A 14550-nucleotide genomic window follows, 5' to 3' on the forward strand; every position below is an offset into this window, starting at 1 on the left:
AATCAGTGTGTTATTCGGACTCGCAGCTCGTGGAATTTGGTTGTACTGTCGGAATCAGAGTGTTATTCGGACCCGCAGCACGGTGAATTAGGTTTTACTGTCAGAATCAGTGTGTTATTCGGGCTCGCAGCTCGCGGAATGCGGTTGTACTTTCGGAATCAGAGTGTTATTCGGACTCACTGTTCGCAAATCATGCTTGCTCTGTCTAAATCAGCTACGCTCCGATTCGCTATTTCAGATCAACTAGTCCGAATGAGCTTTATATTCAGACACACAGCAGGCTTTAACAGCTCGGCTTGACGGAATCATTCTACTAAAAAATAGTTTAATAGATTTTTCAAATTTGGTAGTTTAGGATTCTATTTTTTTGGCGAGAATGGTTTGTGAAGGGATGGTGCTAGAGAGTGAGTAAACAAATTGCAATTATATCATTTATATTTTTACTGTTAATTGGGGCGAATAGCCATTTATTGATAAAAGAAACAAGTGCGCAAGGGTATCAGGTAATTCCTGATGAAGCGATTCGACTTCGCATCTTGGCAAACAGTGATTCAGAAGAAGATCAAGCTTTAAAGCGCAAGGTGCGTGATGCGGTGAACGCAGAAATTACGGAATGGGTTGCGGAGTTAACTTCAATTGAAGCAGCTAGAGAGTTGATTCAAGAGAGACTACCAGAAATTGAGAAAATCGTTGCTAGAGTTTTAGAAGAAGAAAAGAGCAATCAAAATTACTCAGTCAAATATGGACGCAATGTTCAATTTCCAACAAAGCTTTACGGTCAATTTCTATACCCAGCAGGTGAGTATGAAGCCATTTTAATTTCGATAGGTGAAGCTGAAGGAGCAAACTGGTGGTGCGTGTTATTCCCTCCATTATGTTTCTTAGACTTTTCAACAGGTGATGCAATTGAAGCGTCAGATGAAGAAGGAAAAGATGTAGCCATGGAGCAAGAAGAAAAAGAAGTGGAGAAGGAAGAAAAGCAAGAAAAGAAAGACAACAAAGACAGTGCGGAAAATAAGGAAAGTGAAGGAGAAGAAGTAGAGGTAAAATTCTTCTTAGTTGAATTTTTCACGTCACTTTTTAGCTAAAAGTCTAGCATTTGGTTCTATTTGTTTAGAAGCCCTCATAGAGTAGTTACTAGATAATGAAAGATGGGGTGGAGAACTATGAAACAAATTAGAACGGCGACAGAACAGGATATTGAAAAAGTAAGAGCATTTTTAGTACAAGCTGAAGTAAGTGCGGAAGGTATTGAATCGATAATGGACCATTTTATATTACTGGAAGATGCTGAGCAACAAATCCTCGCGACCTTAGGGATTGAGAGGATTGAAAAGGATGGTTTACTTCGATCGCTCGTGATCTCGCCGGGCGTTGACCAAACGAATTTATTAACGCTATTTAAAAGTGCGATTTCACTAGCGAAGCATAAGGAAATTAGCCGATTATATTTAGCGACAAATAAGCAAGCGTCGATTCAATTTTTCACCATGCTTGGTTTTGGACAAGTTGAAACGAATGAGCTACCAGTACATATAATAGGATCCAATCATATCTCACAGCTGCTTGAAAAAGCGGATCCGATGTTCATGGTTTCGCAAATTGAAAAATAAAATTAGTTTTCAAACCCTTGTTTGTGGACGGAATGTTTGCAGGCGGGGGTTTTATTTGTATTTACACAACTAAATTGTGGATAATGTGGATAAGTTTTGTTGTTAAAAAGGTATAAAATATGATAGTCTATGGAACGTGATGAAAAATATGGGCTGTGGATACATTTTTCCCTATAGATGTGATTTATGGAAAAGTTGGTTATACCCACAAAATTATCCACATTTCCGGTTAAATTATCCACAAAATGTGGATAACACTTGTTTTCTACCCATTATATACCTATACTTTTTTATATTGTAATAATAAATAAACTACATAACTAAAGGAATTCATTATAGGAGTTGCGTTACATGGAAACAAAACAATGGGTTGTGGATAAAGATGAACATAATTTAGAATCTTATCCACAAATAAAAGAGGCTGCAACGCTTCTACGGGCAAATGAAGTGGTTGCATTCCCTACTGAAACGGTCTATGGCCTTGGAGCAAATGCTTTATCTGACGAGGCGGTTGCAAAGATCTATGCAGCAAAGGGGCGCCCGAGCGATAATCCACTGATTGTCCACATCTCCACAATTGGGCAGCTTTATAATATCGTACAGGATATTTCGGAGCAAGCTGAGCGTTTGATTGAGAAATTCTGGCCAGGTCCGTTAACACTTGTTTTAAAAAAGAAGGAAAATGCTGTTGCAAGTAAAGTAACAGCAGGTCTAGAAACGGTGGCAGTACGGATGCCAAGTCATCCAGTTGCTTTGGCATTAATATCGGCAACAGGGCTTCCGCTTGCTGCGCCAAGTGCGAATCTTTCGGGAAAACCAAGCCCGACACTAGCCAAGCATGTAGCCGATGATTTGACTGGAAAAATCGCTGGCGTCCTTGACGGTGGAGCAACAGGTGTTGGACTTGAGTCCACAGTTCTGGATTGTTCAGGTGAGGTACCTATCATTCTACGTCCAGGCGGTGTGACGAAAGAGCAGCTTGAGGAAGTGTGTGGTGTAGTCAAGGTTGACAAGGCGATATTAAAAGAAGATGAAGCGCCAAAATCGCCAGGAATGAAATATAAACATTATGCACCGACGGCGCCACTTACAATCGTAAATGGTTCAATGGAATTTATTCAATCTCTTGTAAAAGAAAAGCAAGCTGAGGGGTTGAAAGTTGGCGTTTTGACAACAACGGAACGTGAAAAGAAATACAGTGCAGATAACATTATTGCTTGTGGTTCGCGTGAAGATTTAGAATCGGTGGCAAACAGACTTTATGATGTCCTCCGCCTCTTTGATGAAAGTAACGTCGATGTTATTTTTAGTGAGAGTTTTCCAAGTGAGGGCATTGGGCAAGCTATTATGAATCGGTTAATCAAAGCTGCGGGACATAAATTGATAACTGAATAAATTGGGAAATTCTTAGCTGAGATATATGGTTCAAAAAGGTGACGAATCTTATTGCTATAAGGTCAAGAAACGTGAGACTTGAGGAACGGCGAGGCCGAGTGATGCAGAGATTCGCAGTCTATCATTTGGCAACTTTTTGAACAACCTTCTTCTATTTCGTTTTGTACATGCATATGTTGAAATAGGCACGTCCAAGGAGGTAGAAGATGGATATTACAGCATTTCTCGGGGAACTTATAACCTTATTTATAATGGCATTTGCTTTAGGAATGGACGCATTTTCCGTAGGACTTGGAATGGGATTAATCCGGTTAAGGCTTAAGCAGATTTTAACAATCGGGATAACCATCGGTGTGTTTCATATGTGGATGCCTTTGGCTGGAATGATGATCGGCCATTTTTTATCAGATACATTTGGAGCAATTGCAACCTATGTTGGTGCGGGATTGCTCTTATTTTTAGGATTGCAGATGATCATTTCCTCCTTCAAGGACGATGACGGTGACAAACGCATGATTACACCTGTTGGATTTGGTTTGTTTATTTTTGCCTTAAGTGTGAGTCTTGATAGTTTTTCTGTTGGGCTTTCATTAGGGATTTATGGTGCGAAAACGATTATGGTTATTCTGATGTTCGGTGTAGTTAGCATGATCCTGTCGTGGGTCGGTCTACTGCTAGGCAGAAAGGTCCAACATTGGCTCGGTACATATAGTGAGGTGCTAGGTGGTTGTATTCTCCTGGTCTTCGGAGTGAAATTGCTATTTCCTTTATAAGTGGGACAAGGGACCTGTGACCCAGGGAATCTGAAGTGGTTATGAGGAAGCTGTGACCCATGGAAGAGTATGAGTGAAAAACTCGTGCTCTTTTTTTCATTTATTGACTATGTGTTTTGGGTTGATCTCATTTATAATAGTACTATATCGAATTTTGTCTATTTGTGCAGGTCGTTCGCAGCATAAAGGCAGGTAGAAAAGGGTGATAAAATGATTCGCGTTTTATTTGTTTGTACAGGAAATACATGTCGAAGTCCAATGGCTGAGGCGATTTTACGAAAAAAGTGCGGTGAAGATATCGAAGTAAAATCAGCGGGGATATTTGCTGGGGATGGTAGTCCTGCTTCGGCTAATACGGCACAAGTCTTGAAGGAAAATGGAATTGAGTGTCAGCACTCTTCTTCCTTTTTAATACAAGAGCATATTGATTGGGCCACTTATGTGTTAACGATGACTAACCACCATAAGCAAGCAATACTTCAACGTTTTCCAGAAGCCCAGGACAAAGTACATACCTTAAAGGAATTTACAAATGGTAGTGGGGATGTTTCTGATCCATTTGGAGGGCCAGTAGAGATTTATAGAGAAACCTATGCAGAGCTCGAACCATTAATTGACGAGGTACTTTCAAAACTTAAATAGAGAGATAGATTCAGGGGGAGAATCGGTTGAAAAAAAGGCGCTATAAATTTGGTATTAAGCTAAAATTAGTCTTACTTACGACTATTTTAGCGATTGTGACTTACTCAACATCTGCGTTATTCATTTATTTTGTGTATCCGTTCGTAAATGAGTTGATCAATCAACAAATCTTTATCATTGGCACGCTGGTTTTAGGGATTGTTTGGTCTGGGATTCTTGCGTATTTTGCAGCTTCCTTTATTACGAAACCACTCCAAAAGCTTGAGCAGGTAGCGATTCATGCGGCGAATGGTGATATTCGTGAGGATGTTCCTGTTTCGAAATCAGATGACGAGATTCGTAGCTTGAGTCTTGCTTTTAATAAAATGCTACACAATCTCCGCGAAATGGTTCAAAACATTGAAGGCAATTTTGAAAATACAAATGAAAAGGTTATTGAAATTACAAAAGCATCCAGTCTTGCCTCCGAACAGGCGGAAAATATTAACCGAACAATTTCTGAGATTTCCAAAGGGGCGGATAGCTCGGCCGTATCGATTCAAGAAACAGCTGAATCTGTCGAGGATGTGATTCAAATTGCTGGAGAGGTTCAAGAAATTGCGAAAACCTCACAAAACTTGTCTGTTGAAATGGTCGATACATTACATGATAGCAAAGAGGTTGTTCATTCGTTAATTTCGGGCATTAATAAGCTTGTTGATAACAATCAAATTTCACTTCAAGCCGTCAATCGTCTTGAGACGAATGCGAAGGAAGTAGAGCATATTATTTCTCTAGTTGGCGATATTGCACGCCAAACAAATTTACTTGCATTGAATGCGTCAATCGAAGCGGCTCGTGCTGGTGAACATGGTAAAGGCTTTGCGGTTGTTGCTGAAGAAGTAAGGAAGCTTGCGGACGAAAGCTCAAAGGCTGTTCAAGGGATTACGGAGCTTATCCAAAGTATTCAGCAAGAGGTTCGAAATGTAGTCGTTCAAATTTCAGAACAAGTCGCTGTTGCAAATGAGGAAGCGAAAAAGGGAACCATCACAAATGAGGCGCTTGCTGAGATGACAACGTCCGTTCATGAAGTGGCAGATGCAGTAAAACAAATTGTTACCTTGGTTGAAAAACAAATGGAACGCATTCAAGAAACATCCCTGCAGTCTCAAGAGGTTGCGGCGATTGCGGAACAGACTTCAGCTGGTGCTCAAGAAGTAAGTGCGGCAACGCAACATCAGACAAGTGTAATTTGTGAAGTGGATGCATTGGCACAGGAACTTGCTACACAAGCAGGACAGTTAAAGCAGACGATTCAACGGTTTACAATGTAATTTTAAAAAGATAGAACTCCTATTTTGGTTCGGGAGTTCTTTTTTAGGTATAATAAAAATTAATGGAATGTTTTTTGGAGAAATATCGAGCCAAGTCTCAATTCATAATAGGGGGATTTACAATGAAAGTTGCAATAGCTTCAGACCATGGCGGTTTAGTATTACGTGAGGAAATTAAAAAGGTATTGGACGAACTTGAAATTGAGTATGATGATTTCGGATGTGAATGCTCTACATCTGTTGATTATCCCGATTATGCACTACCTGTAGCGAAAAAAGTAGCGAACGGGGAATATGACCGTGGTATTTTAATTTGTGGAACGGGGATTGGGATGAGTATTGCTGCGAACAAGGTACAAGGGATCCGTTGTGCACTTTGTCATGATGTATTTAGTGCAAAGGCTACACGTGAGCATAACAACAGCAATATTTTAGCAATGGGTGAACGTGTGATTGGCCCGGGGCTAGCAGTTGAAGTTGCAAAAACATGGCTTACTACAGAATTCTCAGGTGGACGTCATGAAAACAGAATCAACAAAATCACCGCTTATGAAAACAACCCCTCTGGGGAATAACATACGAGATTACAGCGCCTGAGGACATGATGCATCAGGCGTATATTTAATTACTTCAATACTTTTGTGGGACAAGGGCCTGTCCCGAAGGAGGGAACGAGGATGGTTGCAGATCTTGAGGTGTGGAAAAGGCAGCTTCAGACGATTCTTTCGGAGTTTGCGGAACGTGCTTCGCTGAAAAAAGGAGAGCTTCTTGTTGTCGGGTGTAGTACAAGTGAAGTCATTGGTGAACGAATTGGTACGGCCGGATCAGAAGAAGTGGCGGAAATGATTTTTAGAGAATTGGCTAAGCTTCGTGAAAATATAGGCGTGGAGCTCGCGTTTCAGTGTTGTGAGCATTTAAATCGTGCATTAGTGGTAGAGCGGGAAACAGCGATACATAAAAATTTCGAGCAAGTAACAGTTGTTCCGGTTCGAACCGCAGGTGGTGCGATGGCCACATATGCTTTTGGGCATTTTAATGATCCTGTTGTTGTTGAGTTTATTAAAGCCGAAGCGGGAATTGATATTGGTGATACCTTCATTGGCATGCATCTAAAACATGTTGCAGTTCCGATTCGAAGTTCAGTTAAAGAACTAGGTGGTGCACATGTTACAATGGCCAAAGCAAGACCAAAACTCATTGGTGGCGAAAGAGCAGTCTATCCGAATAAAAAGGAAAATAAGAAATGTTAATAGAGCCAGGGGGAGCCTTGTCTCTTTTTTATATTGACTAAGAATAGGTGAACGATTCTTTACAAAAAATAGGAAAATGTTCGTGTTTTAGAAAAAACATTAAATTTTTTTAATAACCAGAAAAGACAACAGTAATCGCATGTTAGCAGCGTTCAACCCTATTTTAAAGCGATTTCAACGAAAAATGAATCTAAAAGTTAATCTTCCTACTACCGAATAAAAGTGTTACAATGGAAAAGTATTTTTCAAATTAAAGGAATAATTCATAATAGATTAAAAGGAGGATTCCAAATGAAACATTTATCGGAGCAAGATCAACAAGTATTTCAGGCAATACAAGATGAATTAAAACGACAACGTACTAAAATTGAGCTGATTGCATCTGAAAACTTTGTAAGTGAAGCAGTCATGGAGGCTCAAGGTTCCGTCTTAACAAACAAATATGCAGAAGGATATCCTGGCCGTCGCTACTATGGTGGCTGTGAGCATGTGGATGTAGCAGAGAACATTGCTAGAGACCGTGCAAAGGAAATCTTTGGCGCAGAGCATGTAAATGTGCAGCCTCACTCTGGGGCTCAAGCAAATATGGCTGTATACTTTACAATCCTAGAGCAGGGTGACACTGTACTTGGGATGAATCTTTCCCATGGTGGACATTTAACACATGGTAGTCCGGTAAACTTCAGTGGAATTCAATACAATTTCGTGGAGTACGGAGTAGATCCTGAAACACATCAAATCAATTACGATGATGTACGTGCTAAAGCTGTCGAACATAAGCCAAAGCTTATCGTTGCAGGAGCGAGTGCGTATCCACGTGCAATTGACTTTAAAAAGTTTAGAGAAATCGCGGACGAAGTGGGCGCGTACTTAATGGTAGACATGGCTCACATCGCAGGTCTTGTAGCAACAGGTCTTCACGAGAACCCTGTTCCATATGCTGATTTCGTAACAACTACTACTCACAAGACATTACGTGGTCCACGTGGTGGTATGATTCTTTGTAAAGAAGAATTCGCGAAGAAAATCGATAAGTCCATCTTCCCTGGTATCCAAGGTGGTCCATTAATGCACGTTATTGCTGCTAAAGCAGTTGCATTCGGAGAAGCGTTAACAGATGAATTCAAACAATATGCAAAAAACATCGTTGACAATGCGGCAAGACTAGCAGATTCTTTACAAAAAGAAGGCTTAGACCTTGTATCTGGTGGAACTGACAATCACCTACTACTACTTGATGTTCGTTCATTAGGTTTAACTGGTAAAGTAGCTGAAAAAGTTCTTGATGATATCGGCATTACAGTTAATAAAAATACGATTCCATTTGACCCAGAAAGCCCATTTGTAACAAGTGGTATCCGTATCGGAACAGCTGCTGTTACAAGCAGAGGTTTTGGTTTAGAGGATATGGATGAAATTGCATCTATCATCGCATTTGCATTAAAAAATTCAGAAGACGAAGCGAAGTTAGCTGAAGCAAGCGCGCGTGTAGAAGCATTAACTAGCAAGTTTGTCCTTTATAAAGAGTATTAAAATAGTTGAAGGCAGGACTCCCGTTTGTTTGGGCGTCCTGCCTTTTTTTGCTTGGGTCATAATTATTTGGGGATAGGTCACAATTCTCGGGGGTTGAGGCACAATTAATCGATGATAGGGAAAATTCTTCAGAGTTAGGGAGCAATTAAATCGAATTAGGGCACAATCCTATTCTGCATTTTCCCACTCAACCGCTTATGTCCGATATATTTAGCTGAATGTCCGAAATAATAGCAAATATGTCCGATAAAATCAAATGAATGTCCGATATATTTAAAAGTTTGTCCGATATATAGGAAGTTGTGTCCGATATAGCAAAAAATTCATCCGTACATTTCCCCAAATCCCACACAAATCACCACAAAACAAAAGCGCTTGGACCAAAATCCAAGCGCAACCTCAATTTACTGTTTACTTTTCGGTAACCGACCTGCCTTTTTGGCTGCTTCTCTTAACAAGAACTCGATATGGCTGTTGACACTGCGGAAATCATCAGCAGCCCATTTTTGCAAAATTTCATAGAGGTCAGGATCCATCCGTAATGGAAAACTCTTTTTTTTAGACATATTTGTCACTCATTAATACAGCGTACCTGCGTTGATAACAGGTTGAGTGGATTTTTCGGAAACGATGGCGACGAGTAGGTTATTTACCATTTGAACCTTACGCTCATCATCAAGGTCAACCGTTTTGTCTTGCTCAAGCTGTTGGATTGCCATCTGGGCCATTCCGACAGCTCCTTCAACGATTTTTTGGCGAGCAGCAATAATCGCAGTAGCTTGCTGACGTTGAAGCATCGCTTGGGCAATTTCAGTAGAGTAGGCAAGATGAGTAAGGCGAGCCTCAAGTACTTGAACGCCTGCAACTTTTAAGCGTTCTTGAAGTTCTGCTGCTAATTCATTCGAAATTTCTTCAGAGTTTCCGCGCAATGTAAGCTCTACATTTTCAAAAGTGTCATATGGATATCGAGTTGCAACATGGCGAATGGCTGTTTCACTTTGAATTTCAACAAACTCTTCATAGTGATCAACATCAAATACTGCTTTTGCCGAATCAATTACTTTGTACACGACAACGGCTGCAATTTCAATTGGATTACCTTCGACGTCGTTTACCTTAAGTTTTTTACTGTTAAAGTTATTTACACGTAAAGACACTGTTCTACGAAGTGAAAATGGAACAGTTAAAAACATCCCACTATCGCGAATTGTCCCTAAATATTTTCCGAAAAAGATGACAACTCCAGCCTTATTTGGCTGGACAATTGTAATTCCAGAAGCCAGAATGAAAGCCGCGGCAACAAAGAATATCCCTAGAACAATTTTTGTGTTGATTAGCATCACGGCACCTAATGCAATGAAAACGGCAATGATTAGAATGCCTAAAAACCCATTAAGCTTCCATACTTGTGATTCTTTCATGAAATCAACCCCATTTCACTTAGATATATGTTTTATATCTTTATGATATCACTTTTGTATAATACTGTAAATTAATTCCTTGAGAATTATTCAATCTGTGTATTTTTAAATTTCGCCTTGAACATGTTTTATTTTTTCTGTAAAATTTATTGAAGTGTGAAAAATAAAGTTCGTGGTGTTAATTTTTCTGCTGATGGTCATTCTAAGAACAGCGATACTCAAAAAAGGAGAGATGAACGATGGGGAAAGTGTACGTTTTTGATCACCCACTAATTCAACATAAGCTTACATACATACGTGATAAGAACACAGGTACAAAGGAATTTCGTGAATTGGTAGACGAAGTTGCAAGCTTAATGGCATTTGAAATTACCCGCGATATGCCGCTTGAGGAAGTTGAAGTTGAAACTCCTGTACGCAAAGCAAAATCAAAGGTTTTATCTGGGAAAAAGATTGGGATTGTGCCAATTCTTCGTGCTGGTTTAGGCATGGTGGACGGAATTCTACGCTTAATCCCAGCTGCAAAAGTAGGGCATATCGGACTTTATCGTGACCCTGAAACATTGCAACCAGTTGAGTATTATTTTAAAATGCCTTCTGACATTGAAGAGCGTGAATTCATCGTGGTTGACCCAATGCTTGCAACCGGTGGATCAGCAGTAGAAGCAATCAACGCATTAAAGAAGCGTGGTGCTACAAATATTAAATTCATGTGCTTAATCGCAGCGCCTGAGGGTGTAGAAGCAATTAAAGAAGCTCATCCTGATATCGATATCTTCATCGCGGCACTCGATGAGCAACTAAATGACCATGGCTACATTGTTCCAGGCCTTGGAGATGCTGGAGACCGTTTATTCGGTACGAAATAATTAGAAAAGTGGAGGCGAGCGATTAGCGACGTACGGACTGGACTGAGCCCGTAGGAGATAAAGGAAACACGAAGAGCAAAGCGATTCGATGTTGACCTTATCGTACGAAGGGTGAGGGAAGTCAGCTAGTCGCTGCGAGCTGCAACTAGACAATAAAGAAAAGTGGAAGCGAGCGATTAGCGACGTACGGACTGAGGCCCACACGACGTGGGTCACACAGACGTTGCCACACGACGTGGCGAATTTAGTCTGTGTTCCTCCAGAGATAAAGGAAACACGAAGAGCAAAGCGATTCGATGTTGACCTTATCGTACGAAGGGTGAGGGAAGTCAGCTAGTCGCTGCGAGCTATAACTAGACAATCAAGAAAAGTGGAAGCGCCTTGCCCAGAAACGAAAAGAGTTTCTAAGCGCTACAACAAATCAACATCCACATATTTGACCACCTTTTGAGAAAAACTATCTCAAAGAGGTGGTTTTTTTGTGAGAATTTTACCGGCAATCTGCATGTGTTCGATCCTCCTATTTTCATCAATACCAGCCCATGCCCACCGTTTTCCTGATAGGCCTCCATTGCCTGAGTTGGATTTGGATGAAATGGCGCATGAAATTATCATCACGGAAGATAATCAATTTGATTTAATAGTAGAAAAAATAAAAAGAAACTATTCCTCCATTAAAATTAACCACATTTACAAACGTGTATTTCCAGGCTTTTCTGTGACGGGAAAGAGAAAGGATATACAGAAATTAAAAGCCGAAGCAGGTATTCAACACAGTTCCCCTGTTGCTACATACCAAGTGTCTGTTGAGGAAAGTGTCCCTTTTATTGGCGGTAACGAAATTCGCAGTCATTTTGATAAAAGAGATCACCGCTTAACGGGTAAGGGAGTAAAAGTTGGGGTGATTGATACAGGTGTTGATTACACACACCCGGACCTAAGAATGAATTACAAGGGTGGCTATGACCTTGTTGACGGGGATGATGACCCGATGGAAACGAAAGGGATTGCAGGTCGAAATACCTCACATGGAACTCATGTTGCGGGAATAATTGCGGCAAATGGCAAAATTAAAGGGGTCGCACCCGAGGCTGATATAATTGGCTACCGTGCTCTTGGTCCTGGTGGAATGGGGACATCTGAACAGGTTATTGCGGCCATTGACAAAGCAATTGAAGATAAAGTGGACGTCATCAACCTCTCTCTCGGCAACACCATCAATGGGCCTGACTGGCCGACTAGTCTCGCTTTAGATAAAGCAACGGAAGAAGGGATTGTTGCTGTCACTTCCAGCGGGAACTCGGGGCCGATGGTCTGGACGGTTGGGTCTCCGGGAACTTCTTCAAAAGCCATTTCTGTAGGTGCATCCACACCACCCATGACTTTGCCATATCTAACCGTTGGATTTGCTGATCGAAAAATTCAACTTCAGCCACTCCAAGGGTCAATTCCTTGGAAACTGCAAAAGAAATATGAAATCGCAAAAGCTGGAATCGGTACAGAAACTGAATTTCCAAAAATAAAAAATAAAATTGTTCTAATGGAGCGAGGAGAAATTACTTTTACCCAAAAAGCGGTTCGAGCGTATGAATCCGGCGCGATTGCTGTACTCATCTACAATAATACAGATGGGAATTTCTCAGGATCCCTTGAGAAGGAACTTCCGATACCAGTTGCTTCCCTCTCAAAAGCAGACGGAGAATGGCTTAAAAAACAAATTAAAACGAAAAACAATGTAGTAAGTACCTCCTATCAACGTATTAAGGATACAATTGCTGAATTTAGTTCACGTGGACCGGTTACACATACGTGGGCAATTAAGCCTGATGTGGTTGCTCCAGGGGTTGCGATAGATAGTACCATTCCAAATGGCTATCAGGAAATGCAAGGTACAAGTATGGCTGCCCCACATGTAGCGGGGGCTAGTGCCATATTAAAACAGGCACACCCTGATTGGACACCAGAACAAATAAAAGCAGCCCTGATGAATACGGCGCGCCTCTTAAATAATGAGGAGGGGAACTTGTACAAGCCATATGAACAAGGGGCAGGAAGGATTCAACTCCATGAAGCGATTCACTCAGAAACCTTAATCTATCCAGGATCATTTTCCGCTGGATTGCTTCATCACCAGGATAGGCGGACGAAAAAAAGAATAAGAGTAACGGTAGATAACCAATCCGATGAAGAAAAAAGATACTCATTTGAAGTTCCGGATAATATGAAAGGTGTCCAGTGGGACTTGCCCATCCCTTTTTCGATAAAACCAAAACAGAAAAAGATAATCACAATCGGATTAGATATTACACCTAATATCATTGGTTCGGGCCTACATCACGGGAATTTATTTTTAAAAGAAGGGAAGAATCGTTACCATATCCCATATATGTACGTGATCGAAGAACCTGATTATCCTCGAATCATGGGCTTTCAATTTGGAAAAGACGACAAGGAGGATATATTCCGGTATGAATTATACTTACCTGGTGGAGCGGAAGAGTATGGAATTGTTCTCTATGACCCAGACACGTTGAGGTTCGTCACATTTTTAGACTGGGACCGAAATGTTGCGAGAGGATTAGTAGAGAGAAAGGTGAATCGAAAAGAACGAAAATTAAGAGGGGTATTTAAGGCTGTCATCTATGTAAAAAAAGCAGGCAAAGAGGATATACTTGAAACAGAGATTTCGTTTGAAGATACTATGGTAGGCAGCCATTAAAATAGATTCAGCAATTTCTGCTGAATCTATTTTTAAACCGCCAGCGGAAGCCGCAAAAAATCAGACGCAAATAAGCCAAGGCGTATTTGATAGTGGCTGGTCATTTATGAACATTTTGTGAACGATGTTTGAATTTTTGGATTTGCACTACCATAATAGGACTAATAAAAATCACTGTTAAATCGCTTTTTGTAAGCAAAAATGGAACCCCCAAAAATGCTTGTGAGAAACTGAACTTTTTCCCTGCAAACAATTGACATTAAAGGGTGCCTATTGTATGCTTACAAAGGGTATCGATGAGAAGGTTTACATCGTATAAACTCTTGAAAAATTAAGTATTTTCAGACATGTAAAAAAACCTGCCTCGGACGCTGAAGTGAGGTATGCGGATGCGTAAAAATGACAAGCACCCTTTACGAGCCTATGCGCTCATGTCTGGTATTCTATCTCAATTAGTGGGATCAATTCTAGTAGGTATTTTCCTCGGTAGATGGGTTGATCGAATGCTTGACACAGAACCACTTTTTTTAATTATCGGCCTTCTATTAGGACTAGCAACTGGAGTATATGCAACACTTCGACTAGTCAATCATTTTTTCTCAGGAGATTAACTTGATATGCAGGATTTAACCACAGCATTTACGAGGTATCGTAAATACATATTCTACTTACTTGCAATCTATGTACTAGGCTGGGGATTTACTGCATACAAAGCTGTCTTCTTAGGATTAATACTAGGGACAGTAGGAAGTTTGTATTTCCTCTTTTCGTTGGCTCGGAAAAATAAGCAATTTACAAAAGCTTATGAAGAGGGACGAACGGTACGCTCACTTGGGACGATGTCTCGTATGGCGATTGCTGGTTTGGCAGTATTAGTCGTAATGGAGTATCCACAAGAGTTTAATTTAGGTAGTATGATTATTGGATTAATGACAGCTTATTTTGTCATTATGATAGATTTCTTTTTTCAAAAACTTCATAAATAGACTAAAGCGCGAGGCAAAGCTTTGTGCTAGACAATA

At 40.5% G+C, this 14550-nt stretch carries 15 protein-coding genes; 13 read left to right on the forward strand and 2 right to left on the reverse strand.

From position 1 onward, the window contains the following. Positions 1–404: 404 nt before the first annotated feature. The 9 genes from spoIIR (at position 405) to glyA (ending at position 8519) form a co-directional block, all read left to right on the forward strand. Positions 405–1088, forward strand: a complete 684-nt coding sequence (spoIIR, locus tag AC6CHV_RS21290; protein WP_440274352.1) for a stage II sporulation protein R — start codon at positions 405–407, stop codon at positions 1086–1088. 78 nt (positions 1089–1166) lie between these two features. Beyond that, positions 1167–1613 carry a GNAT family N-acetyltransferase gene (locus tag AC6CHV_RS21295; RefSeq protein WP_440274353.1) on the forward strand — a complete coding sequence of 149 codons (447 nt, stop codon included), beginning with the start codon at positions 1167–1169 and terminating at the stop codon, positions 1611–1613. A 351-nt stretch (positions 1614–1964) separates the two neighbouring features. Further along, positions 1965–3008, forward strand: a complete 1044-nt coding sequence (locus AC6CHV_RS21300; protein ID WP_440274354.1) for an L-threonylcarbamoyladenylate synthase — start codon at positions 1965–1967, stop codon at positions 3006–3008. A 206-nt stretch (positions 3009–3214) separates the two neighbouring features. Continuing rightward, positions 3215–3781, forward strand: a complete 567-nt coding sequence (locus AC6CHV_RS21305; RefSeq protein WP_121448518.1) for a manganese efflux pump — start codon at positions 3215–3217, stop codon at positions 3779–3781. Positions 3782–3991: 210 nt separating this feature from the next. After that, a complete protein-coding gene (locus AC6CHV_RS21310) occupies positions 3992–4423 on the forward strand; it encodes a low molecular weight protein arginine phosphatase (RefSeq protein ID WP_341333254.1) in 432 nt (143 codons plus the stop codon). Between the two features lie 26 nt (positions 4424–4449). After that, entirely contained in the window at positions 4450–5736 is a 1287-nt protein-coding gene (locus AC6CHV_RS21315; protein WP_440274355.1) for a methyl-accepting chemotaxis protein, read from the forward strand. Positions 5737–5858: 122 nt separating this feature from the next. Continuing rightward, positions 5859–6311: a ribose 5-phosphate isomerase B gene (gene rpiB, locus AC6CHV_RS21320; protein WP_341333252.1), complete on the forward strand. Its 453-nt coding sequence runs from the start codon at positions 5859–5861 to the stop codon at positions 6309–6311. 102 nt (positions 6312–6413) lie between these two features. Further along, positions 6414–6986, forward strand: a complete 573-nt coding sequence (locus AC6CHV_RS21325) for a TIGR01440 family protein (RefSeq protein WP_440274356.1) — start codon at positions 6414–6416, stop codon at positions 6984–6986. A 291-nt stretch (positions 6987–7277) separates the two neighbouring features. After that, on the forward strand, positions 7278–8519 hold the full coding sequence (gene glyA, locus AC6CHV_RS21330; RefSeq protein WP_341333248.1) for a serine hydroxymethyltransferase: 1242 nt from the start codon (positions 7278–7280) through the stop codon (positions 8517–8519). A gap of 404 nt (positions 8520–8923) precedes the next feature. Here the strand turns inward: glyA and AC6CHV_RS21335 are convergent, their stop codons facing one another. Both AC6CHV_RS21335 and AC6CHV_RS21340 read right to left on the reverse strand, forming a co-directional pair. After that, a complete protein-coding gene (locus tag AC6CHV_RS21335; protein ID WP_440274909.1) occupies positions 8924–9085 on the reverse strand; it encodes a type II toxin-antitoxin system antitoxin in 162 nt (53 codons plus the stop codon). A gap of 12 nt (positions 9086–9097) precedes the next feature. Continuing rightward, positions 9098–9940, reverse strand: coding sequence for an SPFH domain-containing protein (locus AC6CHV_RS21340; protein ID WP_440274910.1), 843 nt, complete (start codon positions 9938–9940; stop codon positions 9098–9100). A gap of 239 nt (positions 9941–10179) precedes the next feature. On the opposite strand from AC6CHV_RS21340, the gene upp reads away from it, so the two are divergent. The 4 genes from upp (at position 10180) to AC6CHV_RS21360 (ending at position 14514) form a co-directional block, all read left to right on the forward strand. Beyond that, positions 10180–10809 (forward strand): uracil phosphoribosyltransferase, encoded by a 630-nt coding sequence (upp, locus tag AC6CHV_RS21345; protein ID WP_121448508.1) that lies wholly within the window; start codon positions 10180–10182, stop codon positions 10807–10809. Positions 10810–11290: 481 nt separating this feature from the next. Further along, positions 11291–13528 carry a S8 family serine peptidase gene (locus AC6CHV_RS21350; protein WP_440274054.1) on the forward strand — a complete coding sequence of 746 codons (2238 nt, stop codon included), beginning with the start codon at positions 11291–11293 and terminating at the stop codon, positions 13526–13528. Positions 13529–13917: 389 nt separating this feature from the next. Then, positions 13918–14139: an AtpZ/AtpI family protein gene (locus AC6CHV_RS21355; protein ID WP_121448507.1), complete on the forward strand. Its 222-nt coding sequence runs from the start codon at positions 13918–13920 to the stop codon at positions 14137–14139. 6 nt (positions 14140–14145) lie between these two features. Beyond that, positions 14146–14514 carry an ATP synthase subunit I gene (locus tag AC6CHV_RS21360; RefSeq protein WP_440274055.1) on the forward strand — a complete coding sequence of 123 codons (369 nt, stop codon included), beginning with the start codon at positions 14146–14148 and terminating at the stop codon, positions 14512–14514. Positions 14515–14550 lie beyond the last annotated feature (36 nt).

It is taken from the genome of Ferdinandcohnia sp. GQ5, assembly GCF_059759275.1.

Bases quoted from the DNA above. Each gene is read 5' to 3' on its own strand.
- AC6CHV_RS21355 (WP_121448507.1), top strand. From the start codon at position 13,918: ATGCGTAAAAATGACAAGCACCCTTTACGAGCCTATGCGCTCATGTCT.
- upp (WP_121448508.1), top strand. From the start codon at position 10,180: ATGGGGAAAGTGTACGTTTTTGATCACCCACTAATTCAACATAAGCTT.
- glyA (WP_341333248.1), top strand. From the start codon at position 7,278: ATGAAACATTTATCGGAGCAAGATCAACAAGTATTTCAGGCAATACAA.
- AC6CHV_RS21310 (WP_341333254.1), top strand. From the start codon at position 3,992: ATGATTCGCGTTTTATTTGTTTGTACAGGAAATACATGTCGAAGTCCA.
- AC6CHV_RS21325 (WP_440274356.1), top strand. From the start codon at position 6,414: ATGGTTGCAGATCTTGAGGTGTGGAAAAGGCAGCTTCAGACGATTCTT.
- AC6CHV_RS21300 (WP_440274354.1), top strand. From the start codon at position 1,965: ATGGAAACAAAACAATGGGTTGTGGATAAAGATGAACATAATTTAGAA.
- AC6CHV_RS21295 (WP_440274353.1), top strand. From the start codon at position 1,167: ATGAAACAAATTAGAACGGCGACAGAACAGGATATTGAAAAAGTAAGA.
- AC6CHV_RS21340 (WP_440274910.1), bottom strand. From the start codon at position 9,940: ATGAAAGAATCACAAGTATGGAAGCTTAATGGGTTTTTAGGCATTCTA.
- AC6CHV_RS21360 (WP_440274055.1), top strand. From the start codon at position 14,146: ATGCAGGATTTAACCACAGCATTTACGAGGTATCGTAAATACATATTC.
- rpiB (WP_341333252.1), top strand. From the start codon at position 5,859: ATGAAAGTTGCAATAGCTTCAGACCATGGCGGTTTAGTATTACGTGAG.
- AC6CHV_RS21305 (WP_121448518.1), top strand. From the start codon at position 3,215: ATGGATATTACAGCATTTCTCGGGGAACTTATAACCTTATTTATAATG.
- AC6CHV_RS21335 (WP_440274909.1), bottom strand. From the start codon at position 9,085: ATGTCTAAAAAAAAGAGTTTTCCATTACGGATGGATCCTGACCTCTAT.